Origin of the sequence: Streptomyces sp. NPDC001922, from assembly GCF_042891165.1 — a bacterium.
Lineage (GTDB): Bacteria > Actinomycetota > Actinomycetes > Streptomycetales > Streptomycetaceae > Streptomyces.
On the sequence record NZ_JBIASV010000005.1, the window covers coordinates 192165 to 218092 of the forward strand.

Below are 25928 nucleotides of genomic sequence, written 5' to 3' on the forward strand. Positions count from 1 at the left end.
GTGCCTCCCCCGAGGCACAGCACACCGGGTCCCAGAGCGTTACGAGAGACAGGACTACGAAGTAGCCATGGCGGGACAGAAGATCCGCATCCGGCTCAAGGCCTACGACCACGAGGTCATCGACTCCTCGGCGAAGAAGATCGTCGAGACGGTGACCCGCACTGGTGCGTCGGTCGCGGGCCCGGTGCCGCTGCCCACAGAGAAGAACGTGTACTGCGTCATCAAGTCGCCGCACAAGTACAAGGACTCGCGCGAGCACTTCGAGATGCGCACGCACAAGCGCCTCATCGACATCCTCGACCCCACGCCGAAGACGGTCGACTCGCTCATGCGTCTCGACCTGCCGGCGGGCGTCGACATCGAGATCAAGCTCTGAGGTGACGCGCGAGATGGCTAAGCAGATCAAGGGCGTCCTGGGCGAGAAGCTCGGCATGACGCAGGTGTGGGACGAGAAGAACCGTGTCGTCCCGGTCACCGTCGTCAAGGCCGGTCCCTGCGTCGTGACCCAGGTCCGCACCAACGACGCGGACGGCTACGACGCCGTCCAGATCGCCTTCGGCGAGATCGACCCCCGCAAGGTGAACAAGCCCCTCAAGGGCCACTTCGCCAAGGCGGATGTCACCCCGCGCCGCCACCTGGTGGAGCTGCGTACCGCTGACGCCAGCGAGTACACGCTCGGCCAGGAGGTCACCGCCGAGGTGTTCGAGTCCGGTGTGAAGGTCGACGTGACCGGCACCAGCAAGGGCAAGGGCACCGCCGGTGTCATGAAGCGCCACGGCTTCGGCGGCCTCGGCGCCGGCCACGGCACCCAGCGCAAGCACCGCTCGCCGGGCTCCATCGGTGGCTGCGCCACCCCGGGCCGCGTGTTCAAGGGCCTGCGCATGGCCGGCCGCATGGGCAACGAGCGGGTCACCACCCAGAACCTGACCGTCCACGCCGTTGACGCGGAGAAGGGCCTGCTCCTGATCAAGGGAGCGGTTCCTGGTCCGAACGGCGGCCTCGTCCTGGTCCGTACCGCGGCCAAGGGGGCCTGAGGTAACCGATGAGCACCATTGACATCCTTTCGCCGGCAGGCGACAAGGCCGGGACCGTCGAGCTCCCCACGGAGATCTTCGACGTGCAGGTCAGCGTTCCGCTGATCCACCAGGTCGTCGTCGCACAGCTGGCCGCGGCCCGTCAGGGCACGCACAAGACCAAGACCCGTGGCGAGGTCCGCGGCGGTGGCAAGAAGCCGTACCGCCAGAAGGGCACCGGCCGCGCCCGTCAGGGCTCGACCCGCGCCCCGCAGTTCGCCGGTGGTGGCGTCGTGCACGGTCCCGTGCCGCGTGACTACTCGCAGCGGACCCCGAAGAAGATGAAGGCCGCCGCCCTGCGCGGTGCCCTCTCCGACCGGGCGCGCCACAACCGCATCCACGTCGTCGCCGGCGTGGTCGAGGGCGAGGTCTCCACGAAGGCCGCCAAGACCCTGTTCGGCAAGATCAGCGAGCGCAAGAACCTGCTCCTGGTCGCCGACCGGTCCGACGAGGCCGCGTGGCTGTCCGCCCGCAACCTGCCCCAGGTGCACATCCTGGAGCCGGGCCAGCTGAACACGTACGACGTGCTCGTCTCCGATGACGTGGTCTTCACGCAGGCCGCCTTCGAGGCCTTTGTGGCCGGTCCGGCCAAGGCCGGTAAGGCCGTCGCCTCCGAGGCTGAGCTCGAAGGGAGCGACGCCTGATGAGCGAGGCAACTGCAGCGGTCGTCACCAGCAAGACCTTCACGGACCCCCGTGACGTTCTGGTCAAGCCGGTGGTGTCCGAGAAGAGCTACGCGCTGCTGGACGAGAACAAGTACACGTTCATCGTCGACCCGCGTGCCAACAAGACCCAGATCAAGCAGGCCGTCGAGGCGGTCTTCTCGGTCAAGGTCACCGGGGTGAACACGATCAACCGGCAGGGCAAGCGCAAGCGCACCCGCACCGGTTTCGGCAAGCGCAAGGACACCAAGCGCGCCATCGTGACCCTTGCCGAGGGCGACCGCATCGACATCTTCGGCGGCCCGGTCTCCTAACGGAGGCCGGAGCGTCCAGAAGTCCGGAATCTTCCGAGGACTGAGAAATGGGAATCCGCAAGTACAAGCCGACGACCCCGGGCCGTCGTGGCTCCAGCGTCGCCGACTTCGTCGAGATCACGCGGTCCACGCCGGAGAAGTCGCTGGTCCGCCCGCTGCACAGCAAGGGCGGCCGTAACAACGCCGGTCGTGTGACCGTTCGCCACCAGGGCGGTGGCCACAAGCGCGCCTACCGAGTGATCGACTTCCGTCGTCACGACAAGGACGGCGTGCCGGCCAAGGTCGCGCACATCGAGTACGACCCGAACCGCACTGCGCGCATCGCGCTCCTGCACTACGCAGACGGCGAGAAGCGCTACATCCTCGCCCCGGCCAAGCTGGGCCAGGGCGACCGGATTGAGAACGGCGCGGGCGCCGACATCAAGCCGGGCAACAACCTCCCGCTGCGCAACATCCCGGTGGGTACGGTCATCCACGCCATCGAGCTCCGCCCCGGCGGCGGCGCGAAGATCGCCCGTTCCGCGGGCTCTTCCGTCCAGCTGCTGGCGAAGGAGGGCACCTACGCCCACCTGCGGATGCCCTCCGGCGAGGTCCGTCTGGTCGACATCCGCTGCCGCGCCACCGTTGGCGAGGTCGGCAACGCCGAGCAGTCGAACATCAACTGGGGCAAGGCCGGCCGTATGCGCTGGAAGGGCGTTCGCCCGACCGTCCGCGGTGTCGCCATGAACCCCGTCGACCACCCGCACGGTGGTGGTGAGGGCAAGACCTCCGGTGGTCGCCACCCGGTCTCGCCCTGGGGTCAGAAGGAGGGTCGTACTCGCTCGCCGAAGAAGGCCAGCAACAAGTACATCGTCCGCCGCCGCAAGACGAACAAGAAGCGCTAGGAGCGGGTTCAGATGCCGCGCAGTCTCAAGAAGGGGCCCTTCGTCGACGACCACCTGATCAAGAAGGTGGATGTCCAGAACGAAGCCGGTTCCAAGAACGTCATCAAGACCTGGTCCCGTCGCTCGATGATCGTCCCGGCGATGCTGGGCCACACGATCGCGGTGCACAACGGCAAGACCCATGTTCCGGTGTTCGTCACCGAGTCCATGGTCGGCCACAAGCTCGGCGAGTTTGCGCCGACCCGCACCTTCCGCGGCCACGTCAAGGACGACCGCAAGTCGAAGCGTCGCTGACAAGGCGGGGTGCGAAGACTATGACTGACACCGAAGGGACAACCATGGAAGCCAGGGCCCAGGCGCGGTACATCCGCGTCACGCCCATGAAGGCCCGCCGAGTGGTGGACCTCATCCGTGGCATGGACGCCACGGAGGCCCAGGCGGTCCTGCGTTTCGCCCCGCAGGCCGCGAGCGTGCCGGTGGGCAAGGTGCTGGACAGCGCCATTGCCAACGCCGCGCACAACTACGACCACACCGACGCCGACAGCCTCTTCATTTCCGAGGCGTACGTCGACGAGGGCCCGACCCTGAAGCGGTTCCGTCCGCGCGCCCAGGGCCGCGCCTACCGGATCCGCAAGCGGACCAGCCACATCACTGTGGTCGTCAGCAGCAAGGAAGGAACCCGGTAATGGGCCAGAAGGTTAACCCGCACGGGTTCCGGCTCGGCATCACCACGGACTTCAAGTCCCGTTGGTACGCCGACAAGCTGTACAAGGACTACGTCAAGGAAGACGTCGCCATCCGCCGGATGATGACGAAGGGCATGGAGCGGGCCGGCATCTCGAAGGTTGAGATCGAGCGCACCCGCGACCGCGTCCGCGTCGACATCCACACCGCCCGGCCGGGCATCGTCATCGGCCGTCGCGGCGCGGAGGCCGACCGCATCCGCGGCGAGCTGGAGAAGCTCACCGGCAAGCAGGTCCAGCTGAACATCCTCGAGGTCAAGAACCCCGAGACCGACGCTCAGCTGGTTGCCCAGGCCGTGGCCGAGCAGCTGTCCTCCCGCGTCTCCTTCCGTCGCGCCATGCGCAAGAGCATGCAGTCGACGATGAAGGCCGGCGCCAAGGGCATCAAGATCCAGTGCGGTGGCCGCCTCGGCGGCGCCGAGATGTCCCGCTCGGAGTTCTACCGCGAGGGCCGCGTGCCCCTGCACACGCTCCGCGCGAACGTCGACTACGGCTTCTTCGAGGCCAAGACGACCTTCGGCCGCATCGGTGTGAAGGTCTGGATCTACAAGGGCGACGTCAAGAACATCGCCGAGGTCCGCGCCGAGAACGCCGCTGCCCGCGCCGGCAACCGCCCGGCCCGTGGTGGCAACGACCGCCCGGCCCGTGGTGGCCGCGGTGGCGAGCGTGGCGGTCGCGGCCGTAAGCCGCAGCAGCAGTCGGCTCCGGCTGCCGAGGCCCCCAAGGCCGAGGCTCCCGCCGCTGCCGCTCCGGCCGAGTCCACCGGAACGGAGGCCTGACCGTCATGCTGATCCCCCGTAGGGTCAAGCACCGCAAGCAGCACCACCCGAAGCGCAACGGCATGGCCAAGGGTGGCACCGAGCTTGCGTTCGGCGAGTACGGCATCCAGGCGGTGACCCCGGCCTACGTGACGAACCGTCAGATCGAGTCGGCCCGTATCGCCATGACCCGCCACATCAAGCGTGGCGGCAAGGTCTGGATCAACATCTACCCGGACCGGCCGCTCACGAAGAAGCCCGCCGAGACCCGCATGGGTTCCGGTAAGGGTTCGCCGGAGTGGTGGATCGCGAACGTCAAGCCCGGTCGGGTGATGTTCGAGCTGTCCTACCCGAACGAGAAGGTTGCTAAGGAGGCGCTGACCCGCGCCGCCCACAAGCTTCCGATGAAGTGCCGGATCGTCCGGCGCGAGGCAGGTGAGTCGTGATGGCGGCCGGTACCAAGGCGACCGAGCTGCGCGAGCTGAACAACGAGGAACTCGTTGCCAAGCTGCGCGAGGCCAAGGAGGAGCTGTTCAACCTCCGCTTCCAGGCGGCGACCGGACAGCTCGAGAACCACGGCCGGCTGAAGGCCGTCCGCAAGGACATCGCCCGGATCTACACCCTGATGCGTGAGCGCGAGCTGGGCATCGAGACGGTGGAGAGCGCCTGATGAGCGAGAAGAATGTGACTGAGACGAACGACCGCGGCTTCCGCAAGACCCGTGAGGGTCTCGTCGTCAGCGACAAGATGGACAAGACCGTCGTCGTCGCCGTCGAGGACCGCGTCAAGCACGCGCTGTACGGCAAGGTCATCCGCCGTACCAACAAGCTCAAGGCGCACGACGAGCAGAACGCCGCGGGTGTCGGCGACCGTGTCCTCCTCATGGAGACCCGGCCGCTGTCCGCGACGAAGCGCTGGCGCGTCGTCGAGATCCTCGAGAAGGCCAAGTAGGCAATTCCCGCAAGGGAATTACCAAGATCCATCCTGAAGGCATTCGCCTTCTGGACAGTTCCGCCAGGCTCGGCAGGGACTGGAGAGATCCAGTCCCTGCCGGGAACCGGCAGACGATCAGGAGATAGACGTGATCCAGCAGGAGTCGCGACTGCGCGTCGCCGACAACACTGGTGCGAAGGAGATCCTTTGCATCCGTGTTCTCGGTGGTTCCGGTCGCCGCTACGCGGGCATCGGTGACGTCATCGTCGCCACCGTGAAGGACGCGATCCCCGGTGGCAACGTGAAGAAGGGTGACGTCGTCAAGGCGGTCATCGTTCGCACCGTCAAGGAGCGCCGCCGTCCGGACGGCTCGTACATCCGCTTCGACGAGAACGCGGCCGTCATCCTCAAGAACGATGGCGACCCCCGCGGCACCCGTATCTTCGGCCCCGTGGGCCGTGAGCTGCGCGAGAAGAAGTTCATGAAGATCATCTCGCTCGCGCCGGAGGTGCTGTAACCGATGAAGATCAAGAAGGGCGACCTGGTCCAGGTCATCACCGGTAAGGACAAGGGCAAGCAGGGCAAGGTCATCCAGGCCTTCCCGGCTGAGGACCGCGTCCTGGTCGAGGGTGTCAACCGGGTCAAGAAGCACACCAAGGCCGGTCAGACCGCTCGCGGTTCCAAGACCGGCGGCATCGTGACGACCGAGGCCCCGATCCACGTGAGCAACGTTCAGCTCGTGGTGGAGAAGGACGGCAACAAGGTTGTCACCCGCGTCGGATACCGCTTCGACGACGAAGGCAACAAGATCCGCGTTGCCAAGCGGACCGGTGAGGACATCTGATGACTGCCACCACCAACGCACCGCGCCTCAAGCAGCGCTACCGCGACGACATCCAGGGCAAGCTGAAGGACGAGTTCTCCTACGAGAACGTCATGCAGATCCCTGGTCTGACCAAGATCGTGGTCAACATGGGTGTGGGCGACGCCGCCCGCGACTCCAAGCTGATCGAGGGCGCCATCCGCGACCTCACCACGATCACCGGCCAGAAGCCGTCCGTCACCAAGGCCCGTAAGTCCATCGCGCAGTTCAAGCTGCGTGAGGGCCAGCCGATCGGTGCCCACGTCACCCTCCGCGGTGACCGCATGTGGGAGTTCCTGGACCGCCTGCTGTCGCTCGCGCTGCCGCGCATCCGCGACTTCCGCGGTCTGTCGCCGAAGCAGTTCGACGGCCGGGGCAACTACACCTTCGGTCTCACGGAGCAGGTCATGTTCCACGAGATCGACCAGGACAAGATCGACCGGGTCCGGGGTATGGACATCACCGTGGTCACCACGGCGACCAACGACGACGAGGGCCGTGCCCTGCTGCGTCACCTCGGCTTCCCGTTCAAGGAGAACTGACCGTGGCGAAGAAGGCTCTGATCGCTAAGGCCGCCCGCAAGCCGAAGTTCGGTGTGCGCGCGTACACCCGCTGCCAGCGCTGCGGCCGGCCGCACTCCGTCTACCGCAAGTTCGGCCTCTGCCGCGTGTGCCTTCGTGAGATGGCTCACCGTGGCGAGCTGCCGGGCGTGACCAAGAGCTCCTGGTAATCACCCCTCTGGGGTGATACCGGGCTCTCGGTAAGCAAATGGTTGGCGGGCTCCCGTACACATGGCCCCTCTGCGCTCCCGTAGAGTAGAGGGGTTGGGCGCCCGCCGCCCATGACCGTCTTACTACGCCGTAGGTCCCCGCGCCGCACCCGTCCCGACATCGTTCGGGGAGAGGGATGGCGCACATAGGAAACCCCGGCGAGAGAGGCCGAAGGCCATCATGACCATGACCGATCCGATCGCAGACATGTTGACCCGTCTGCGAAACGCTAACTCGGCTTACCACGACTCCGTCGTGATGCCGCACAGCAAGATCAAGTCGCACATCGCGGAGATCCTCCAGCAGGAGGGCTTCATCATCGGCTGGAAGGTCGAGGACGCCGAGGTCGGCAAGAACCTCGTCCTCGAGCTGAAGTTCGGCCCCAACCGCGAGCGCTCGATCGCCGGCATCAAGCGGATTTCGAAGCCGGGCCTGCGGGTCTACGCAAAGTCCACCAATCTGCCGAAGGTGCTCGGCGGCCTGGGCGTGGCGATCATCTCCACGTCGCACGGGCTCCTCACCGACAAGCAGGCCAGCAAGAAGGGCGTGGGTGGGGAAGTCCTCGCCTACGTCTGGTAGTCGGGAACGGAGGAAAAGCTCATGTCGCGTATTGGCAAGCTGCCCATCCAGGTTCCCGCCGGCGTGGACGTCACCATCGATGGCCGTACGGTCGCAGTGAAGGGCCCCAAGGGTTCTCTCTCGCACACCGTTGCCGCGCCCATCGAGGTCGCCAAGGGTGAGGACGGCGCGATCAGCGTCACCCGCCCGAACGACGAGCGTCAGAACAAGGCCCTCCACGGCCTGTCCCGCACGCTGGTGGCGAACATGATCACCGGTGTGACCACGGGGTACAGCAAGGCGCTCGAGATCAGCGGTGTCGGCTACCGCGTCCAGGCCAAGGGCTCCAACCTGGAGTTCTCCCTGGGCTACAGCCACCCGATCCTCGTCGAGGCGCCGGAAGGCATCACCTTCAAGGTCGAGTCCCCGACCAAGCTCAGCGTCGAGGGCATCGACAAGCAGAAGGTCGGCGAGGTCGCCGCCAACATCCGCAAGCTGCGGAAGCCCGACCCGTACAAGGCCAAGGGCGTCAAGTACGCGGGCGAGGTCATCCGCCGCAAGGTCGGAAAGGCTGGTAAGTAAGCCATGGCATACGGTGTGAAGATCGCCAAGGGCAAGGCCTACAAGGGTGCTGCCCTCAAGCGTCGCCACATCCGCGTCCGTAAGCGGATCTCCGGTACCCCGGAGCGCCCGCGCCTGGTCGTGACGCGGTCCAACCGCCACATGGTCGCCCAGGTCATCGACGACATCGCGGGCCACACGCTCGCGTCCGCGTCGACCCTGGACACGTCCATCCGCGGTGGCGAGGCCGACAAGAGCGCGCAGGCCCAGCAGGTCGGCGCCCTGGTCGCCGAGCGTGCCAAGGCCGCCGGCATCGAGGCCGTCGTGTTCGACCGCGGTGGTAACAAGTACGCAGGGCGGATTGCCGCTCTGGCTGACGCCGCCCGCGAGGCCGGACTCAAGTTCTGAGCCGACCGTCGCGCCAGCGATCGAGTGTCGCTGCGTAGCTAGCGGACGTAAACGAGAGAGGTAATTCCAATGGCTGGACCCCAGCGCCGCGGGAGCGGTGCCGGTGGCGGCGAGCGGCGGGACCGGAAGGACCGGCGGGACGGCGGCGCCGCCGCCGAGAAGACCGCTTACGTCGAGCGTGTCGTCGCGATCAACCGCGTCGCCAAGGTTGTGAAGGGTGGTCGTCGCTTCAGCTTCACCGCGCTGGTCGTGGTGGGCGACGGTGACGGCACCGTGGGTGTCGGATACGGCAAGGCCAAGGAGGTGCCGGCCGCCATCGCCAAGGGTGTGGAGGAGGCCAAGAAGCACTTCTTCAAGGTCCCCCGGATCCAGGGCACCATCCCGCACCCCATCCAGGGCGAGAAGGCTGCGGGCGTCGTCCTGCTCAAGCCGGCTTCCCCCGGTACCGGTGTGATCGCCGGTGGCCCGGTGCGCGCCGTGCTGGAGTGCGCGGGCATCCACGACGTGCTGAGCAAGTCGCTCGGCTCGTCGAACCCGATCAACATCGTGCACGCCACGGTGGAGGCTCTCCGTGGGCTGCAGCGCCCCGAGGAGATCGCCGCCCGTCGTGGCCTGCCCCTCGAGGACGTCGCTCCCGCAGCCCTGCTGCGTGCGCGTGCCGGGGCGGGTGCGTAAGCATGGCCCGCCTCAAGATCACGCAGACGAAGTCATACATCGGCAGCAAGCAGAACCACCGCGACACGCTGCGTTCGCTCGGGCTCAAGCGCCTGAACGACGTGGTTGTCAAGGAGGACCGCCCCGAGATCCGCGGCATGGCGAACACCGTGCGGCACCTCGTGACGGTCGAGGAGGTCGACTGACATGGCGGAGCAGAACCCGCTGAAGGTCCACAACCTCCGGCCCGCCCCGGGCGCCAAGACCGCCAAGACCCGTGTGGGTCGTGGTGAGGCGTCCAAGGGTAAGACCGCTGGTCGTGGCACCAAGGGCACCAAGGCCCGCTACCAGGTTCCGGAGCGCTTCGAGGGTGGGCAGATGCCCCTCCACATGCGGCTCCCGAAGCTCAAGGGCTTCAAGAACCCGTTCCGCACCGAGTTCCAGGTCGTGAACCTGGACAAGCTGGCCGCGCTCTACCCGCAGGGTGGCGAGGTCACGGTGGCCGACCTGGTCGCCAAGGGTGCGGTTCGCAAGAACCAGCTCGTCAAGGTGCTCGGCACCGGCGAGATCACCGTGGCGCTGCAGGTGACGGTCGACGCCGTCTCCGGCTCCGCCAAGGAGAAGATCACCGCTGCTGGCGGCACCGTCACCGAGCTCGTCTGAGCCCGATGACTCATCCGGCCGGGGATGCCCTCAAATGGGGCATCCCCGGTTGGTCGTTCCAAGGGGGGCACGTGCGCCGGTATGGTGGCGTGCAGTATTGCTGTAAACACCGGGGCTCGCCCCGGGCCGCGCGGACTGTGCCCGTGCGGCTTTTGACTGATCAGTATTCGTCGATTCTCACGACCGTCACCTCTCGCGCCGATACGCGGGGGTCGCAGGAGGCACCGTGCTCACCGCGTTCGCCCGAGCGTTCAAGACGCCCGACCTGCGCAAAAAGCTGCTGTTCACACTCGCCATCATCGTGCTGTTCCGGCTCGGGGCGCACATCCCGCTGCCCGGAGTCAGCTTCCCGGACGTCAATGCGTGTGTGAAGCAGGCAGAGGGCACCCAGGGCCTCTTCGGCCTGGTCAACATGTTCAGCGGCGGCGCACTGCTGCAGCTGACGATCTTCGCGCTCGGGATCATGCCGTACATCACGGCGAGCATCATCCTGCAGCTGCTGACCGTGGTCATTCCACGGCTGGAGGCCCTCAAGAAGGAGGGGCAGTCCGGCCAGGCCAAGATCACGCAGTACACCCGGTACCTGACGGTGGCGCTGGCGGTGCTCCAGGGGACCGGCCTGGTGGCCACGGCGCAGGGCGGCTCGCTCTTCCCGCGGTGCGACCGGGCCGCGCAGATCATCCCGGACCGTTCGATCTTCATGACCATCACGATGGTCATCACCATGACCGCCGGCACCTGCCTGATCATGTGGCTCGGTGAGCTCGTCACCGACCGCGGCATCGGCAACGGCATGTCGATCCTGATGTTCATCTCGATCGCGGCCGGCTTCCCGTCCGCCCTCTGGTCGATCAAGCAGCAGGGCAAGATCGCCGACGGCTGGGTCGAGTTCGGTGTGGTGATCCTGGTCGGTCTGGCGATGGTGGGCCTGGTCGTCTTCGTGGAACAGGCCCAGCGCCGGATCCCGGTGCAGTACGCGAAGCGCATGATCGGCCGCAGGTCCTACGGCGGCACGTCCACGTACATCCCGCTCAAGGTGAACCAGGCAGGTGTGATTCCTGTCATCTTCGCCTCGTCGCTGCTCTACATTCCGGCCCTGCTGGTGCAGTTCAGTGGCTCGAAGGCGGGCTGGGCGACGTGGATCAACACCCATCTGGTCAAGGGCGACCACCCGTATTACATGGTCACGTACTTCCTCCTGATCGTTTTCTTCGCGTTCTTCTACGTGGCGATCTCGTTCAACCCCGAGGAAGTCGCGGACAACATGAAGAAGTATGGTGGCTTCATCCCGGGCATCCGGGCTGGTCGACCTACTGCTGAGTACCTGAGCTACGTGCTCAATCGGATCACCTGGCCGGGGTCGCTGTACCTGGGCTTGATCGCACTTGTGCCGACGACGGCGTTGGCAGGTTTCGGTGCCAACCAGAACTTCCCGTTCGGCGGGACGAGCATCCTGATCATCGTGGGTGTGGGTCTGGAAACCGTGAAGCAGATCGAGAGCCAGCTTCAGCAGCGTAACTACGAAGGGTTCCTCCGCTGATGCGAATCGTCCTCGTCGGGCCGCCCGGTGCGGGCAAGGGCACGCAGGCCGCGTACCTCGCCAAGAATCTGTCGATCCCGCACATCTCCACGGGAGACCTCTTCCGCGCCAACATCAGCCAGGGCACGCCCCTCGGCAAGAAGGCGCAGGAGTACATGAAGGCCGGCCAGCTGGTGCCGGACGAGGTCACCATCGGGATGGCCAAGGCACGCCTGGAGGAGCCGGACGCCGCGGACGGCTTCCTGCTGGACGGCTTCCCCCGCAACCTCAACCAGGCCAAGGTCCTGGACGAGATCCTCGACGAGAAGAGCATCCGCCTCGACGCGGTGCTCGACCTCGAGGTCCCGGAGGACGAGGTCGTGAAGCGGATCGCGGGCCGCCGCATCTGCCGCAACGACAGCAGCCACGTCTTCCACGTGACCTACAGCGCGCCGAAGGCCGAAGGGGTCTGCGACCACTGCGGCGGCGAGCTGTACCAGCGGGACGACGACACCGAGGAAACGGTCCGCAAGCGCCTCGAGGTCTACCACCGCGAGACCGAGCCGATCATCGACTACTACAAGGCCCAGGGCCTGGTGGTGACGATCTCGGCGCTCGGCAAGGTGACCGAGGTGACCCAGCGGGCCATGGAGGCGCTCCGGCAGAACGCTGCCTGAGGCCTGCACGGATCGGAACAGAGCACGGAACGGCCGTGGTGTCCCCGGACACCGCGGCCGTTTTCGGTTGGCCGGTTACCGTAAGGACGGCAACCGATTCATCGAGGAACCCAGCGGAGACGATTCCCCTCCGCGACAGTGGCGGCGTGACCGCGGAGAGGCAGCAGGAGACCCATGGTGGAGATCAAGACCCCGGAGCAGATCGCCAAGATGCGGGCGGCGGGGCTGGTCGTGGCGAAGATCCACGACGCGTGCCGTGCGGCTGCCGTGCCGGGCGCCACCACCAAGGACCTGGACGACGTCGCGCGCAAGGTGCTCGCCGAGAACGGCGCCAAGTCGAACTTCCTCGGCTACGGCGGCTTCCCCGCCACCATCTGCACCTCGGTGAACGACATCGTGGTGCACGGCATCCCGGACACCGACACCGTCCTGAAGGACGGTGACCTGCTCTCGATCGACGCCGGCGCCATCGTCGACGGCTGGCACGGCGACGCGGCCCTCACCGTCTTCGTGGGCACCGGACACGCCCCGGAGCTGCACGAGCTCTCCCGGGTGACCGAGGAGTCCATGTGGGCCGGCATCGCCGCGGTGAAGAACGGCAACCGGCTGGTCGACATCTCCCGGGCCATCGAGACCTACATCCGCCGGCAGCCGCGCCCGGCCACCGGGAAGTACGGGATCATCGAGGACTACGGGGGCCACGGCATCGGCTCCGAGATGCACATGGACCCGCACCTGCTGAACTACGTCGAGCGGCGCCGCGGCCGGGGCCCCAAGCTGGTGCCGGGCTTCTGCATCGCGATCGAGCCGATGGTCGGCCTCGGCACGCCGCGGACCCACGTCCTGGAGGACGACTGGACGGTCAAGACGGATGACGGCAGCTGGAGCAGCCACTGGGAGCACTCGGTCGCGCTGACCGAGGAGGGCCCGCTGGTGCTGACCGCCGTCGACGGCGGCAAGGCGAAGCTCGCCGAGTACGGCGTCACCACCGCGCCGGACCCGCTGGCTTAATGATCTACGCTACGGGGCATCCTTCCTCGATTCGTCTTTCCGGGTGCCCTGGCGTAGACTGACGCGTCGGCTCTCGTGTATCCGTGTGTCCGCATGCGTAGACGAGGGCCGATCAAGGTAGCCGATTCGAAGGGCGAAGCGTGGCCAAGAAGCAAGGTGCCATCGAGATCGAGGGCACCGTGATCGAGTCCCTGCCGAACGCCATGTTCAAGGTGGAGCTCCAGAACGGTCACAAGGTCCTCGCGCACATCAGCGGCAAGATGCGGATGCACTACATCCGTATCCTCCCGGATGACCGGGTCGTCGTGGAGCTCTCTCCCTACGACCTGACGCGCGGTCGGATCGTCTACCGCTACAAGTAGATCTTGCCGAGGCCCTCGTCCGCGGGGGACCGGCACTGACCCGGAGAACCTCACATCCCATGAAGGTCAAGCCGAGCGTCAAGAAGATCTGCGACAAGTGCAAGGTGATCCGCCGCCACGGCCGGGTCATGGTCATCTGCGACAACCTGCGCCACAAGCAGCGCCAGGGCTGACGCACGACCTGCACCTCGCAGTTTCTTCGCGCGACGCACATTCGTACATACGCAGTCACCCCTTCCTCAGCAGTGGGGAGGACACCCCCGGTCGGAGGCCGGGGACCCGGGGATTTTCGTCCGGGCGCCCGAGGGCGTTCCGACGGCCGGGAGCGGTGCTGCGGAAGACCTCCGCATAGCCATCAGGAGCCACATCAATGGCACGCATTGAAGGCGTTGATCTTCCGCGCGAAAAGCGCGTGGAGGTCGCCCTTACCTACGTCTTCGGCATTGGTCGCACCCGTGCTCAGGAGACCCTGAAGAACACTGGTGTGAACCCCGACACCCGCGTTCGCGACCTGGCCGAAGAGGACCTGGTCAAGATCCGCGAGTACGTGGACCAGAACTTCAAGACCGAGGGTGACCTCCGTCGCGAGATTCAGGCCGACATCCGCCGCAAGGTCGAGATCGGCTGCTACCAGGGTCTTCGTCACCGCCGTGGCCTGCCGGTCCACGGTCAGCGCACGAGCACCAACGCCCGCACCCGCAAGGGCCCGCGTCGCGCGATCGCCGGCAAGAAGAAGCCGGGCAAGAAGTAGTCCTCACCGGACGCTGCCCAGCGGTCCGAGCTGTAGGACCGACCACCTCCACGGGAGTTACCAAGTATGCCTCCGAAGAGCCGTACGGCCGGCGCCAAGAAGGTGCGCCGCAAGGAGAAGAAGAACGTCGCCCACGGGCACGCTCACATCAAGAGCACGTTCAACAACACGATCGTCTCGATCACCGACCCGACCGGGAACGTGATTTCTTGGGCCTCTGCCGGCCACGTCGGCTTCAAGGGCTCGCGCAAGTCCACCCCCTTCGCCGCGCAGATGGCCGCCGAGTCGGCCGCCCGCCGCGCGCAGGAGCACGGCATGCGCAAGGTCGACGTCTTCGTGAAGGGTCCCGGCTCCGGCCGTGAGACCGCGATCCGCTCCCTCCAGGCCACCGGCCTCGAGGTGGGTTCGATCCAGGACGTCACCCCCACCCCGCACAACGGATGCCGCCCGCCGAAGCGCCGCCGCGTCTGATCATCCCTCGAGGAGACAACTGAATGGCGCGATACACCGGGGCCGACTGCAAGCGTTGCCGTCGGGAGAAGCAGAAGCTCTTCCTCAAGGGGAGCAAGTGCGAGAGCGCGAAGTGCCCGATCGAGATCCGTCCTTACCCCCCGGGTGAGCACGGACGCGGGCGCACCAAGGACAGCGAGTACCTGCTGCAGAAGCGTGAGAAGCAGAAGGCCGCTCGTATCTACGGTGTCCTCGAGAAGCAGTTCCGTGGTTACTTCGAGGAAGCGAACCGCAGGCAGGGCAAGACCGGCGAGAACCTGCTGCGCATCCTCGAGATCCGCCTCGACAACGTGGTCTACCGGGCCGGCTTTGCCAAGTCCCGCGACCACGCCCGTCAGCTGGTCCGCCACGGTCACATCACGGTGAACGGCCGCAAGACCGACATTCCGTCGGCCCGCGTGGCCGTGAACGACATCATCGAGGTCCGCCGGTCCTCGCACGAGATGGCCCCGTTCGTGGTCGCTCGTGCGGAGGCCGGGGAGCGCACCGTCCCGGCGTGGCTTGAGGTCATGCCGTCGAAGATGCGCATTCTCGTGCATGCGCTGCCCGAACGCCAGGTGATCGACACCCAGGTGCAGGAGCAGCTGATCGTCGAGCTCTACTCCAAGTAGTAGGGCCGGGCGGTTCGGGCGGTACGACCCATTCGGGCCGTACCGCCCGTACCCTTGCAGTATCGACTCCGGGCTGCCGCCCGGGGCATCGGCATCAAATAGCGGGTGCCGAAGACTGGAGGCAACTTTCATGCTGATCGCTCAGCGTCCCTCTCTGACCGAAGAGGTCGTCGACGAATACCGCTCCCGGTTCGTGATCGAGCCGCTGGAGCCGGGCTTCGGCTACACCCTCGGCAACTCCTTGCGTCGTACGCTCCTCTCCTCGATCCCCGGTGCCGCTGTCACCAGCATCCGGATCGACGGGGTCCTGCACGAGTTCACCACCGTGCCGGGCGTCAAGGAGGACGTCACCGACCTCATCCTCAACATCAAGCAGCTGGTCGTCTCCTCGGAGCACGACGAGCCGGTCGTGATGTACCTGCGCAAGCAGGGTCCCGGCCTGGTCACCGCTGCGGACATCGCCCCGCCGGCCGGCGTCGAGGTGCACAACCCCGACCTGGTGCTCGCCACCCTGAACGGCAAGGGCAAGCTGGAGATGGAGCTGACCGTCGAGCGCGGTCGCGGCTACGTCTCCGCCGTGCAGAACAAGCAGCTGGGCCAGGAGATCGGCCGCATCCCGGTCGACTCCATCTACAGCCCGGTGCTCAAGGTCACCTACAAGGTCGAGGCGACCCGTGTCGAGCAGCGCACCGACTTCGACAAGCTGATCGTCGACGTCGAGACCAAGCAGGCCATGCGGCCGCGTGACGCCATGGCGTCGGCCGGCAAGACCCTGGTCGAGCTGTTCGGTCTGGCCCGCGAGCTCAACATCGACGCCGAGGGCATCGACATGGGCCCGTCCCCGACGGACGCCGCGCTCGCCGCCGACCTGGCGCTGCCGATCGAGGAGCTCGAGCTCACGGTCCGCTCGTACAACTGCCTCAAGCGTGAGGGCATCCACTCCGTGGGTGAGCTCGTCGCCCGCTCCGAGGCCGACCTGCTCGACATCCGCAACTTCGGTGCGAAGTCGATCGACGAGGTCAAGGCGAAGCTGGCCGGCATGGGCCTGGCCCTCAAGGACAGCCCGCCCGGATTCGACCCGACCGCCGCCGCCGACGCCTTCGGCGCCGACGACGACGCGGACGCCGGTTTCGTGGAGACCGAGCAGTACTGATCCCTCTCCGGCGGGGACCGGGCCCGCGGTGAAAGCCGCAGGTCAGGGCCCCGCCGGGGCGTGGGTCGGGCCCTCACCGGGCCCGATGCGAGATCTTCCGGCGGGCAGCAGCCCGTGCGGACCCTGACACCGGTACCTGATACGGCCGGTGCAGACAACGAGGAGAAACACCATGCCGAAGCCCGCCAAGGGCGCCCGTCTGGGCGGCAGCGCTGCGCACGAGCGGCTCATGCTGGCGAACCTCGCCACCGCGCTGTTCGAGCACGGCCGCATCACGACCACCGAGGCCAAGGCCCGCCGCCTGCGCCCGGTGGCCGAGCGTCTGATCACCAAGGCGAAGAAGGGTGACCTTCACAACCGCCGTCTGGTGCTGCAGACCGTCCGCGACAAGGGTGTCGTCCACACCCTGTTCACGGAGATCGGCCCGCGTTACGAGAACCGGCCGGGTGGTTACACCCGGATCACCAAGATCGGCAACCGTCGTGGCGACAACGCCCCGATGGCGGTCATCGAGCTGGTCGAGGCCCTGACCGTGCAGCAGGCCGCTGTCGGTGAGGCCGAGGCCGCCACCAAGCGTTCCGCCAAGGACGCTGCCGGTGACCAGGCCGCCGCGGACCTCAAGAAGGACGAGGCCGTCGAGGCCGAGGCCAAGGACGAGGCCGCCGAGGAGTCCAAGGACGCCTGAGCCGTCCGACGGCTTGCACGGACGGGCCCGCTCCCAGTTTCTGGGGGCGGGCCCGTTCGGCGTCCGGCGTGGAGAGGAACGTGTGGGTGTGAGCGACGACGTGGAGCCCGGCTTCGTCCGGGTCCGGCTGGACCTGTCGTACGACGGGAAGGACTTCTCCGGCTGGGCACGCCAGCGGGAGCGGCGCACGGTGCAGGGCGAGCTGGAGAGCGCGCTGCAGACCGTGATGCGGCTGCCCGAGCCGGTCGAGCTGACCGTGGCGGGCCGTACCGACGCGGGGGTGCACGCCCGCGGCCAGGTCGCCCATGTGGATCTGGCGCAGGAGGTGTGGGACGAGCACCGCGAGAAGCTGCTGCGGCGGCTGGCGGGGCGGCTGCCGCACGACGTCCGGGTGTGGAAGGTCGAGGAGGCCCCGGCGGGCTTCAATGCCCGGTTCTCGGCGATCTGGCGGCGGTACGCCTACCGGGTCGGCGACCAGCGGGGCGGCGTCGACCCGCTGCGGCGGGGGTACGTGCTGTGGCACGACTGGCCGCTGGACATCGGCCTGATGAACGAGGCCGCGGAGCGGCTGCTCGGCGAGCACGACTTCGCCGCGTACTGCAAGAAGCGCGAGGGCGCCACCACCATCCGCACCCTGCTCGACCTGCGCTGGGAGCGGACCGAGGACGGGCTCGCGGTGGCGACGGTCCGGGCGGACGCCTTCTGCCACAACATGGTGCGGGCCCTGGTGGGCTCGCTGCTGCTGGTCGGCGACGGGCACCGGCCGGTTGGCTTCCCAGGCGAGGTGCTGGCGGGCCGGGTGCGGCACTCGGCGGTGAACGTCGTCCGGCCGCACGGGCTGACCCTGGAAGAGGTCGGCTACCCGCCGGACGACCAGCTGGCGGCCCGCAACCTCGCGGCGCGGAACAAGCGCTCCCTGCCGGGCACCGCGCCCGCCGGGGGCGGGTCCGGCGCTGTGGCGGGTGCGGGGGGCGGCGCGGGCTGCTGCTGAGACGGGAGCCGTCGGGCCGGCCTCGGCTGGGCCGGTGGCGCCGGGCTCGGTTGCGGTCGGGGCCGACTGCGGTCGGGCCCGGTTCCGGTCGGCCGGGCCGGATGCCGGTCCGGCTCGGCTGAGCGGGGCGCTACCGGCCCAGCCGGGCCAGCAGGGCCTTGAGCGGCTTGACCCGGTCGACACGGAGGGTGAGCGTTTCCGTCCGCGGGACGGGCTTGGCGTACCGCGGCAGGATGCCGCGCCGCCACCGCGCCGCGGGCAGCGTCGGCTCGGCCGGTACGGGCAGCTCCCAGGAGCGCCCGGGGCCCGTGCCGAGGTGCAGCGAGACGCTCCAGTCCCCGGCGGACAGCCGGGTCAGCGGTACGGCAACCGCGAACCGGCCCTCGGGGAACAGCGGCGCGGCCGGATCGTCTCCGGGGGCCGGTACCGGGACGACGATCTCCTCGGTGGTGCCGGTGGTCCCAGTGGTCTCGGTCAGGCGTACCCGGAGCGTGCCCTCCGGCAGGCCGGCCAGCTCGCAGGTCCCCGAGACGGTGAGGATTCCGTCTTCCGTCGACCAGGCGGCGTTCCCGGCCCCGAGCAGCGGGGCGACCTGGTGTTTCTGCTCCCCGACGTCCAGGGTGAGGTTCCCGTGGGGCTTGGTGGAGTAGAGCGTGACGGGCGCGGCCCCGTCGGCGGTGGCCACGAGGTGGGTGGCCGGCTGGTGCGGGACGGCCTCGGTGCGGCGGCTGCCGAGGCGTATCTCCTTGGTGAAGCCGTCCACGGATATCGCGAGGTGGAGGTCCCACAGGCCGTCGGGCAGCGCGGTGCCGTCCGCGGCGGTCGCGAGGTCGACGGTCGCGGCGAAGCCGGCCCGGGAGTAGTCGTACGCTCCGGCGTCCTCGTCGGCCCCGAGCCCGGGGGTCGGGGTGCGCTCCGCCGGGAGCCGGTGCTCGGCCCCGGTGCCGCGCTCGCGGAGGACCAGTTCGGTGCGCAGGCCCTCGGTGGTGGTCGGGACGCGCCGGAGCCGGGCGTGTCCGGTGAGGCGGAGCTCGCTCCCGGTGAGGACGGCGGCCTCGACCCGGTGGCGCGCCTTGGCCTCGTCGGTGATGTCGTAGCAGGCGTCGGGCACGGCGCGCTCGGGGTCCCGGAAGAACGGGTAGCGGGCGAGGACGCGGCCCTGCTCGACCAGGACCCCGGGGGCGCTGGTGCCGGCCGTGCGCTCCCGGACGGTGATGCCGTAGCTGGTGCTGCCCTGGGCCATCTCGAACTCCACCAGCTCCAGCAGCTCGTCGAGCATGCCGTGTTCCACGAGGTGGCAGCGGAGCCGGGCGAGAGCGGGCAGCCGGGCCGCGAGCTCCGGGTGGTAGCAGCGGCCGAGGACGTCCCGGAGCCGGGTGAGCGCCTTCTCCTGGTCGTCGCGCCGGGGCTCGTGGTGGATGTGCAGCACGGCGTCGCGCAGTTCCACGGTGAGGTGACGGTGCAGCAGGTGGTCGCGGCCGGGGCCCGGGGGGACGTGCTCGTCGAGCAGGTCGACCATGGTGTCCAGGGAGCGGATCCGCATGTCGGTGTCGTGGTGGGTGACGGTGATGTTGCCGCCGTCGGCCCGGGCGACCCAGTACAGGCAGTCGTAGTCGGCGACCACGGAGATGCCGGAGGCGTGCAGATAGGCGAGGGCCGTGAAGTAGACGTCCTCGCCGATCTTGTACTCGGTGGGGAAGCGGAGCCCGTGGCGTTCCAGCAGGTCGCGCCGGAAGAGCTTCATCGGGTTGAGCGTCCAGTACACGCGTGAGGCGAAGACGTCGGTGCGCGGCTGGTTGCGGTGGAACATGGTGCTGGGCGCGCGGCGGCCCCCGACCCCGACCATGCGGCCGAGGACCACGTCGGTGCCGTTGGTCTCGGCGGCCTCGACGAGCCGTTCCAGGGCCTCGGTGCCGAGGTAGTCGTCGGCGTCGAGGAAGAAGACGTAGCGGCCGCGCGCGTACTGATCGAGTGCCAGGTTGCGGGGCGCCGACGGGCCACCGGAGTTCTCCTGGTGAACGACCCTGATGAGACCGGGGTGTTCCGCGGCGAGCCGGTCGAGTTCCGCGCCGGTGCCGTCGGTCGAGCCGTCGTCCACCGCGATGATCTCCATGCGGTCGTGCCCGATGGACTGCTCGACCACCGACGTCACGCACTGGGTGAGATAGGGCATGGCGTTGTAGGCGCCGATGATGATGCTGACGTCGGGGACGGGCAAGGGAGCGCACTCCGTTCAGGCAGCGGGAGCTCCGCGGGGACGGGCCCGCAGCAGGTGCTGTCTCGGTTCGGCAGCGGGCCACCGGGCGGCGGAGCCTTCCGAACGATCGTACGTATCTCCCGCTGCGCGCAGCTCAGTTGGCGTCCAATTCCTTTACATCCCGGGCATCTTGTGATGGATCTGTGACGACTGCTGTCCGTCTTTGTCGGACATCTCCTCTTGTTACTGGCACGTAAGCGGGTGAATATTCACCTGACTTGGGGCCATGAGGGGGCATAAGCAGTGATGGGGGAATCGTGCGGGAGGTGGCTGTCCGCCGGGGCGGCCACGGCACTCCTGCTGGTGTCCGCACCGGCCGGCGCGCTCGCGCCGCCGGCGGCGGCCGCGGGGTGCACGGCCGGCACACCGGTGGACTTCAACGGCGACGGGACGCGTGACATCGCGATCGCGGACCCGGAGGCGACGGTCGCGGGGCATGCGGAGGCGGGGCTGGTCCGGATTGCCTACGGCGGCGGCAAGGGCGTCGCGGAGATCTCCCAGGACGCCGCCGGGATGCCGGGGGACGCGGAGACCGGTGACCGCTACGGCCACGCCCTCGCCGTTCTCGACGAGAACAAGGACGGGTGCAGCGACCTGGCCGTCGGGGTGCCGTACGAATCCCTCGGGGAGGAAGCCGAAGCGGGCATGGTCCAGGTGATCTACGGCGCGCCGGGCGGGCTGGGGACCGGTCCCGCCGTGCGGGAGCTGTTCCAGGGGGCGGGCAAGGGCGACATCGCCACGTCCGCCGCGGAGGCGCGGGATTGGTTCGGCTACGCGCTGGCGGCCGGGGCCACCACCTCCGGAGACCCGTATCTGGTCATCGGCGTGCCGGGGGAGGACCTCGACTCCACCCAGGACGCCGGCACCGTGCACTATCTGCGCGGCAGCGTCAACGTCAGCATCCACGAGGAGAGCCCCGGTGTCGCAGGGGTGGCGGAGACGGACGACCGGTTCGGCACCGCGGTCGCCGCGTCACCCGAGCACATCGCGGTGGGCGGCCCGGGCGAGGCCATCGAGGACCGGACGTTCTCCGGCGCGGCCTGGGTGCTCGGGCACCGGCTGAGCGCCGACGGGATCCCGGTACCCCTGGCCGACTTCGACCAGACCTCGGGCATCAGCGGGTCCGCGGAGACCGGGGACCAGTTCGGCTCGGCCCTGGCCCTGGTTCCCTACCGGCCGTCGGGTGCCGCGTCGGCGACCCATTCGCTGCTCGCCGTGGGGGCGCCCGGCGAGGACAGCACGACCGGTACCGACACCGGCCGGGCCGTCGTCCTGGACGTCACGGCCTCCGGCACGGCGAAGCAGACGGCGGACATCAGCCAGACCGAAGCGGGCGTCACGGGCGTCGGCGAGGACGGGGACTACTTCGGCCGTCAACTGGCCGCCGTCAACACCGCTCCCGGCTCCGTCGGCACGGCGAGCACGGTCCTGCTGGCCGTGGGGGTTCCCGGCGAGGACGTCGAGGAGGCCGTCGACTCCGGCTCGGTGCAGCTCTTCCCGCTGGTGGGAGCACCCGGCGACGGTGACGCCGCCGTGGGCAAGGGCGACGCCGGGCTGCCGGGAACACCGGGCCCGCGGGAGTACCTCGGGACGAGCCTCTGGGCCACTTCCTCGCAGCTCTATGTGGGGATTCCGCACGGTGCACCGGCCGACCGGGGGGTGTACGGCCTGCGATGGCCGGACGTCCTGGCCGGCACAGCCGGGACCGTGACCGCCTGGAAGCCGGGCGAGGGCGGACTGCCCGCCGGAGGACGGGCCTTCGGGGCGGTGGTCCGGTGACCTCCGGCGGACGTGGGGACGACAGGACGGACGAGCCGGGGGAACCCGGGGGCGGGGACGTGAAGGGCAATCGACCACGGCGCAGCGTGCGCCGCACCGCGACCATGGTGGGGGTGCTGACGGCGCTGCTGGCGGCCGGCAGCACCGGACTTCCGGACACCGGCACACCGGTGCCCGCGGGGGCTGCCTCCGCAGCGCCCGCGAAGACACCGTCCGGCCGCTACGCCAAGGTGCAGCAGACGGAGGAACAGGCGCAGGTGGCGGCCGAGGCCGGCGGGAGCCCCGTCGAGGTCGCCGCGCTCCGCCAGGAGCGGCGGGAGGTGCTGGCCAACCCGGACGGTTCGTTCACCGCGTACGAGTACACCGAGCCGGTGCGCACCGTCCGCGACGGACGGTGGGTCCCCGTGGACGACGCCCTGGTCAGGCGCGCGGACGGGAGTTGGGGACCGAAGGCGGCCACCGTCGACCTGCGCTTCTCGAACGGCGGTGAAGAACCGTTTGTGCGGATGCGGAAGGCGGGGCGCGAGTACGCCCTGACCTGGCGGGCCGGCAAACTGCCCGCACCGAAGGTGGAGGGCAGCTCCGCGACCTACCCCGAGGTCCTGCCCGGGGTGGATCTCGTGACCCGCGCCGAGGTGGACGGTCTGGCACACCTGCTGGTCGTGAAGACACCGGAAGCGGCCCGGAACCCCGAGCTGAAGAAGATCGAGTTCGGGCTGCGGACCCAGGGGCTGACCGTGGAGGAGACCGCGGACGGCTCCCTGCGCGCGGTGGACGCCGAGGTCGGCGGCACGGTGTTCGAGGGCGCCGAGCCTGTGATGTGGGATTCCGCGGACACCGCACAACAGGGCGGCCCGTCGTCCTCGGCCGGTCCCGGCAAGGCGCCGTCGAGGGCTCCGGCCGCCCGGGCCGCGCGCCCGGCTTCGGTCTCCCGCCCGGCCGTGGACCCGTCCGTCGACGGCCCGGGGGCCGGCGGCCGCACCGCCCCCGTCGACGTCGAGGTGACCGGGGACCGGCTCAGCCTCACCCCGGACCGTGCGCTGCTCACCGGCGAGGACACCGTCTTCCCCGTGGTCATCGACCCGGTCCAGCGGACCACCTCCCGTACGGCCTGGACCGGCGTCATGTCCGGCATGCCGACGGAACAGGACTGGAAGTACAAGGGGAGCGCGGGAGCGGGCAAGTGCCCGACGGACTACAACCCGGTCTCCTGCAACGGTGTGGGCGTACGGCGGTTGCTCTACACCCTGCCGACGTCGTTCTACCGGGGCAAGAGCATCCTCAGCGCGAGCTTCTCGGCACGGGTGGAGCACGTCTACCACGCCGACGCCAGGGCGGAGCCGATCAGTCTCTACCGGATCGGCGGGAAGAACTACACCGTCACCGCGAAGAGCAACTGGTCCAATACCAAGGACGACTGGAACGACCGGCTTCTGACCGTCGACCGGAAGATCCAGCCGACGTCCTGCGGGGCCCAGCCGAATCTGCACTTCGAGGGCGGGGAGCTCGTCAAGGAGTTGCAGACCGCGGCCGACGACGACTGGTCCTCGATGTCGCTCGGGCTGCGGGCCACCAACGAGGACACCTTCGGCGGGTGGAAGCGCATCTGCGGGAAGGCTCACCTGTCGGTCAAGTACAACAATCCGCCGAAGAGGATCGACGTCGACTGGATGTCGTCCAACCCCGGCAAGGAGTGCACCTGGGGGAACGGACGGCCGTTCACCGACGAGCGCCCGAAGCTCCGTACCCAGGCCCGGGACCCGGACCACACCTCCTACCGCACGGAGCAGGTGCAGGTGGAGTTCAAGGTCGACTGGACGCGCAGGAACGGCAGTTCCGCGTCCTATACGGAGCAGACGAAATTCAAAGCGCCCAACGAGGGGACCAGTTTCGACCACACCGTCAAGAAGTCCGTCATCAGTGATCTCAAACCGGGCTCGGTGATCTACTGGAGCGCCCGCGCCTACGACCGCGCCCAGTGGGGACCGTGGAGCTACGACGGTGGCGCCCAGCGCTGCGAGTTCATCTACGACGCGACCGTCCCCGGAGCTCCCGGGGTCGTCTCGAAGGCCTATCCCGATGACGGCAAGTGGCACGACGGCGTCGGCACGGTCGGCAGCTTCACCTTCGCTCCCAACACCGACGACTCCATCGACGACAAGGACGTCACGGAGTACCGCTACAGCTTCGACAAGGAGCCGATGAAGCCGGTGCCCGCGAAGCCGATGGGCGGACCGGCCACGGTGAGCTGGACTCCGATGAAGCCGGGCCGGCACACGCTGACCGTCGAGGCGTACGACCGCGCGAAGCACTCCAGCAGCTCCTCGCACCACTGGTTCCTCGTCACCGAGGGGCGCCCGGTCGCGGGCCAGTGGAACCTCGCGGACGAGCGCGGGTCCGGGACCGCTCACGACGAGACGCTGGACCATCCCGCGGCGGCGGGGCCGGGCGTCGAGTTCGGCGTGCCCGGACCCGGTGGGACGGCGGACTTCGCCGCACGGTTCGACGGAAGCGAGAACGGCTACCTCGACACCGAGGCGGGGGTTCTCGACAGCGACGCGAGCTTCAGCGTCAGCGCCTGGGTCCGGCCCACCGCCCTGGACCACGACATGGCGGTGGTCAGCCAGAACGGAACCGGGGAGCCCGGTTTCACCCTCGGGTACGACGCTGGCCTCAAGTCCTGGGCGTTCTCGGCGCCGGTCGGCGACGTGAGTTCGCTGGGTTCCTGGCAGGCGAAGGCAGGAGTCGTCCCGGTCAAGGACCAGTGGGTGCTGCTCACCGGCGTGTACGACGCCCACGCCGCGGGCGGTCCGGAGATGCGGATCCACGTCAACCAGCAGGTGCAGGGCACCGCCAAGCGCCGCTCCGTCTGGAAGGCGCGCGGCGACCTGCAGATCGGCCGGGCGACGGCGTCCTCCGGCTACCGTGATCCGTTCCAGGGGGATCTGGCCGAGGTCCGGGCCTTCGACCGCGTGCTGTCCCCGGAGCAGGTCGCCGAGCAGATGACGGTGAAGCCCCAGCGCAAGGGCTACTGGCCGCTGGACAGCGCGGCGAACGGCACGTCCGCCGACGTCCAGCAGGGCGGACAGCCGCTGACGCTGGGCGGCGACGCCACGGTGTACCGGTCGTCGGACCCGCTGGCCGAGCCTCCTCTCGTCGGCGCGGGGCACCTGACGCTCGACGGCGCGGGTGACTGGGCTGCCACGGCGACGCCCCCGGTCAGCGGGACCAGCAGTTTCACCATCACGGCCCGGGCCCAGCTGACCTCGCTGGACGCCGAGAAGTCGCAGACGGTGTTCTCCCTGCCGGGCAGCGCGGCGGACCGGGTCGCGGTGCGCTACGACGCACCGTCCGGACGCTGGCAGCTGGTGGTGGCGCGGGAGAACAAGGCCGGCGCCAAGGTCACATCGGTGACCGATGACCGGGAGCTCCCGGACACCGGCGGGGCGGGCCAGCATCTCGCCGTCGTCTACGACGCGTTCGCCAATCGGCTCCGCCTCTACGTGGAGGGGCAGCTCGCCACGTCCGCGAGTGCCGCCGACACCACCCTCTGGGCCGCGAACGGAGGGCTGCAGGTCGGCCGTTCCGCCCAGGGCGGCGGCCGGGACCACTTCGCCGGTGCGCTCGACGAGGTGCGGGTCTACTCCGGCGCGGCCGACCCGGCGGCGGTGGCCCGCATGGCGCAGCGGGAAGCCGTGCCCGACCTCTAGAGCGGACAGTTCCCGGGGCGGACGCGCCCCCGGCCCGAGAGCGCCGGACCCGTGCCGGTGCTCTCGGTG

Annotated in this window: 35 protein-coding genes; 34 read left to right on the forward strand and 1 reads right to left on the reverse strand. The window is 68.7% G+C overall.

Going from position 1 to position 25928, the window contains the following annotated elements; genetic code table 11:
* Window positions 1–67 precede the first annotated feature (67 nt).
* The 32 genes from rpsJ to truA all read left to right on the forward strand — a co-directional run bounded on the left by rpsJ (window position 68) and on the right by truA (window position 18113).
* Entirely contained in the window at window positions 68–376 is a 309-nt protein-coding gene (gene rpsJ / locus ACFYYR_RS10780) for a 30S ribosomal protein S10 (protein ID WP_003948644.1), read from the forward strand.
* A 13-nt stretch (window positions 377–389) separates the two neighbouring features.
* A complete protein-coding gene (gene rplC / locus ACFYYR_RS10785; RefSeq protein ID WP_388849747.1) occupies window positions 390–1034 on the forward strand; it encodes a 50S ribosomal protein L3 in 645 nt (214 codons plus the stop codon).
* Window positions 1035–1042: 8 nt separating this feature from the next.
* On the forward strand, window positions 1043–1717 hold the full coding sequence (rplD, locus tag ACFYYR_RS10790) for a 50S ribosomal protein L4 (protein ID WP_388849750.1): 675 nt from the start codon (window positions 1043–1045) through the stop codon (window positions 1715–1717).
* Window positions 1717–2049 (forward strand): 50S ribosomal protein L23, encoded by a 333-nt coding sequence (gene rplW / locus ACFYYR_RS10795; protein WP_388849753.1) that lies wholly within the window; start codon window positions 1717–1719, stop codon window positions 2047–2049. The genes rplD and rplW overlap by 1 nt, the downstream gene beginning before the upstream one ends.
* 47 nt (window positions 2050–2096) lie before the next feature.
* Window positions 2097–2933 carry a 50S ribosomal protein L2 gene (gene rplB / locus ACFYYR_RS10800; protein WP_351511158.1) on the forward strand — a complete coding sequence of 279 codons (837 nt, stop codon included), beginning with the start codon at window positions 2097–2099 and terminating at the stop codon, window positions 2931–2933.
* Between the two features lie 12 nt (window positions 2934–2945).
* Complete coding sequence (gene rpsS / locus ACFYYR_RS10805; RefSeq protein WP_351511160.1) at window positions 2946–3227, forward strand: 30S ribosomal protein S19; 282 nt, start codon at window positions 2946–2948, stop codon at window positions 3225–3227.
* A 44-nt stretch (window positions 3228–3271) separates the two neighbouring features.
* Entirely contained in the window at window positions 3272–3619 is a 348-nt protein-coding gene (gene rplV / locus ACFYYR_RS10810) for a 50S ribosomal protein L22 (RefSeq protein ID WP_003974262.1), read from the forward strand.
* A complete protein-coding gene (gene rpsC, locus ACFYYR_RS10815) occupies window positions 3619–4455 on the forward strand; it encodes a 30S ribosomal protein S3 (RefSeq protein ID WP_351511162.1) in 837 nt (278 codons plus the stop codon). Before rplV ends, rpsC begins: the two co-directional genes overlap by 1 nt.
* 5 nt (window positions 4456–4460) lie before the next feature.
* On the forward strand, window positions 4461–4880 hold the full coding sequence (gene rplP, locus ACFYYR_RS10820) for a 50S ribosomal protein L16 (protein WP_351511164.1): 420 nt from the start codon (window positions 4461–4463) through the stop codon (window positions 4878–4880).
* The gene (gene rpmC, locus ACFYYR_RS10825; RefSeq protein WP_043264893.1) at window positions 4880–5104 is read left to right on the forward strand and encodes a 50S ribosomal protein L29; all 225 of its coding nucleotides are present in this window, start codon (window positions 4880–4882) and stop codon (window positions 5102–5104) included. The genes rplP and rpmC overlap by 1 nt, the downstream gene beginning before the upstream one ends.
* Entirely contained in the window at window positions 5104–5385 is a 282-nt protein-coding gene (gene rpsQ / locus ACFYYR_RS10830) for a 30S ribosomal protein S17 (protein WP_351511166.1), read from the forward strand. Before rpmC ends, rpsQ begins: the two co-directional genes overlap by 1 nt.
* A gap of 130 nt (window positions 5386–5515) precedes the next feature.
* Window positions 5516–5884, forward strand: a complete 369-nt coding sequence (rplN, locus tag ACFYYR_RS10835; protein WP_003998823.1) for a 50S ribosomal protein L14 — start codon at window positions 5516–5518, stop codon at window positions 5882–5884.
* Window positions 5885–5887: 3 nt separating this feature from the next.
* Window positions 5888–6211 (forward strand): 50S ribosomal protein L24, encoded by a 324-nt coding sequence (rplX, locus tag ACFYYR_RS10840; protein ID WP_388849760.1) that lies wholly within the window; start codon window positions 5888–5890, stop codon window positions 6209–6211.
* The gene (rplE, locus tag ACFYYR_RS10845) at window positions 6211–6771 is read left to right on the forward strand and encodes a 50S ribosomal protein L5 (RefSeq protein WP_351511170.1); all 561 of its coding nucleotides are present in this window, start codon (window positions 6211–6213) and stop codon (window positions 6769–6771) included. The genes rplX and rplE overlap by 1 nt, the downstream gene beginning before the upstream one ends.
* Before the next feature lie 2 nt (window positions 6772–6773).
* Window positions 6774–6959 carry a type Z 30S ribosomal protein S14 gene (locus tag ACFYYR_RS10850; RefSeq protein ID WP_003956452.1) on the forward strand — a complete coding sequence of 62 codons (186 nt, stop codon included), beginning with the start codon at window positions 6774–6776 and terminating at the stop codon, window positions 6957–6959.
* Between the two features lie 220 nt (window positions 6960–7179).
* Window positions 7180–7578: a 30S ribosomal protein S8 gene (rpsH, locus tag ACFYYR_RS10855; protein ID WP_388849763.1), complete on the forward strand. Its 399-nt coding sequence runs from the start codon at window positions 7180–7182 to the stop codon at window positions 7576–7578.
* A 21-nt stretch (window positions 7579–7599) separates the two neighbouring features.
* Window positions 7600–8139, forward strand: a complete 540-nt coding sequence (gene rplF, locus ACFYYR_RS10860; RefSeq protein ID WP_388849766.1) for a 50S ribosomal protein L6 — start codon at window positions 7600–7602, stop codon at window positions 8137–8139.
* 3 nt (window positions 8140–8142) lie between these two features.
* A complete protein-coding gene (rplR, locus tag ACFYYR_RS10865) occupies window positions 8143–8526 on the forward strand; it encodes a 50S ribosomal protein L18 (RefSeq protein ID WP_388849769.1) in 384 nt (127 codons plus the stop codon).
* 69 nt (window positions 8527–8595) lie between these two features.
* On the forward strand, window positions 8596–9201 hold the full coding sequence (gene rpsE, locus ACFYYR_RS10870; RefSeq protein ID WP_351511177.1) for a 30S ribosomal protein S5: 606 nt from the start codon (window positions 8596–8598) through the stop codon (window positions 9199–9201).
* A 2-nt stretch (window positions 9202–9203) separates the two neighbouring features.
* Entirely contained in the window at window positions 9204–9386 is a 183-nt protein-coding gene (gene rpmD, locus ACFYYR_RS10875; protein ID WP_351511179.1) for a 50S ribosomal protein L30, read from the forward strand.
* A 1-nt stretch (window position 9387) separates the two neighbouring features.
* The gene (rplO, locus tag ACFYYR_RS10880) at window positions 9388–9843 is read left to right on the forward strand and encodes a 50S ribosomal protein L15 (RefSeq protein ID WP_351511181.1); all 456 of its coding nucleotides are present in this window, start codon (window positions 9388–9390) and stop codon (window positions 9841–9843) included.
* 226 nt (window positions 9844–10069) lie between these two features.
* Window positions 10070–11383 carry a preprotein translocase subunit SecY gene (gene secY, locus ACFYYR_RS10885; protein ID WP_388849774.1) on the forward strand — a complete coding sequence of 438 codons (1314 nt, stop codon included), beginning with the start codon at window positions 10070–10072 and terminating at the stop codon, window positions 11381–11383.
* Window positions 11383–12039 carry an adenylate kinase gene (locus ACFYYR_RS10890; protein WP_388849777.1) on the forward strand — a complete coding sequence of 219 codons (657 nt, stop codon included), beginning with the start codon at window positions 11383–11385 and terminating at the stop codon, window positions 12037–12039. Before secY ends, ACFYYR_RS10890 begins: the two co-directional genes overlap by 1 nt.
* 174 nt (window positions 12040–12213) lie before the next feature.
* The gene (gene map, locus ACFYYR_RS10895) at window positions 12214–13050 is read left to right on the forward strand and encodes a type I methionyl aminopeptidase (RefSeq protein WP_388849780.1); all 837 of its coding nucleotides are present in this window, start codon (window positions 12214–12216) and stop codon (window positions 13048–13050) included.
* Window positions 13051–13190: 140 nt separating this feature from the next.
* A complete protein-coding gene (infA, locus tag ACFYYR_RS10900) occupies window positions 13191–13412 on the forward strand; it encodes a translation initiation factor IF-1 (protein ID WP_003956442.1) in 222 nt (73 codons plus the stop codon).
* 59 nt (window positions 13413–13471) lie between these two features.
* Window positions 13472–13585: a 50S ribosomal protein L36 gene (gene rpmJ, locus ACFYYR_RS10905; RefSeq protein WP_003956441.1), complete on the forward strand. Its 114-nt coding sequence runs from the start codon at window positions 13472–13474 to the stop codon at window positions 13583–13585.
* A gap of 197 nt (window positions 13586–13782) precedes the next feature.
* A complete protein-coding gene (gene rpsM / locus ACFYYR_RS10910; RefSeq protein ID WP_388849783.1) occupies window positions 13783–14163 on the forward strand; it encodes a 30S ribosomal protein S13 in 381 nt (126 codons plus the stop codon).
* 66 nt (window positions 14164–14229) lie between these two features.
* A complete protein-coding gene (gene rpsK, locus ACFYYR_RS10915) occupies window positions 14230–14634 on the forward strand; it encodes a 30S ribosomal protein S11 (RefSeq protein ID WP_009715860.1) in 405 nt (134 codons plus the stop codon).
* A 23-nt stretch (window positions 14635–14657) separates the two neighbouring features.
* Window positions 14658–15284: a 30S ribosomal protein S4 gene (gene rpsD, locus ACFYYR_RS10920; RefSeq protein WP_388849788.1), complete on the forward strand. Its 627-nt coding sequence runs from the start codon at window positions 14658–14660 to the stop codon at window positions 15282–15284.
* A gap of 130 nt (window positions 15285–15414) precedes the next feature.
* A complete protein-coding gene (locus ACFYYR_RS10925; protein ID WP_010473911.1) occupies window positions 15415–16437 on the forward strand; it encodes a DNA-directed RNA polymerase subunit alpha in 1023 nt (340 codons plus the stop codon).
* A 172-nt stretch (window positions 16438–16609) separates the two neighbouring features.
* A complete protein-coding gene (gene rplQ / locus ACFYYR_RS10930; RefSeq protein ID WP_388849791.1) occupies window positions 16610–17122 on the forward strand; it encodes a 50S ribosomal protein L17 in 513 nt (170 codons plus the stop codon).
* An 88-nt stretch (window positions 17123–17210) separates the two neighbouring features.
* Window positions 17211–18113 (forward strand): tRNA pseudouridine(38-40) synthase TruA, encoded by a 903-nt coding sequence (gene truA, locus ACFYYR_RS10935; RefSeq protein WP_388849794.1) that lies wholly within the window; start codon window positions 17211–17213, stop codon window positions 18111–18113.
* 130 nt (window positions 18114–18243) lie between these two features.
* Here truA and ACFYYR_RS10940 read toward each other — a convergent pair whose 3' ends face one another.
* Complete coding sequence (locus ACFYYR_RS10940) at window positions 18244–20331, reverse strand: glycosyltransferase family 2 protein (RefSeq protein WP_388849797.1); 2088 nt, start codon at window positions 20329–20331, stop codon at window positions 18244–18246.
* 285 nt (window positions 20332–20616) lie between these two features.
* Between ACFYYR_RS10940 and ACFYYR_RS10945 the strand changes: the two genes are divergently transcribed.
* Both ACFYYR_RS10945 and ACFYYR_RS10950 read left to right on the forward strand, forming a co-directional pair.
* Window positions 20617–22149: a VCBS repeat-containing protein gene (locus tag ACFYYR_RS10945; protein ID WP_388849800.1), complete on the forward strand. Its 1533-nt coding sequence runs from the start codon at window positions 20617–20619 to the stop codon at window positions 22147–22149.
* A gap of 59 nt (window positions 22150–22208) precedes the next feature.
* Complete coding sequence (locus tag ACFYYR_RS10950) at window positions 22209–25859, forward strand: LamG domain-containing protein (RefSeq protein ID WP_388849803.1); 3651 nt, start codon at window positions 22209–22211, stop codon at window positions 25857–25859.
* Window positions 25860–25928 lie beyond the last annotated feature (69 nt).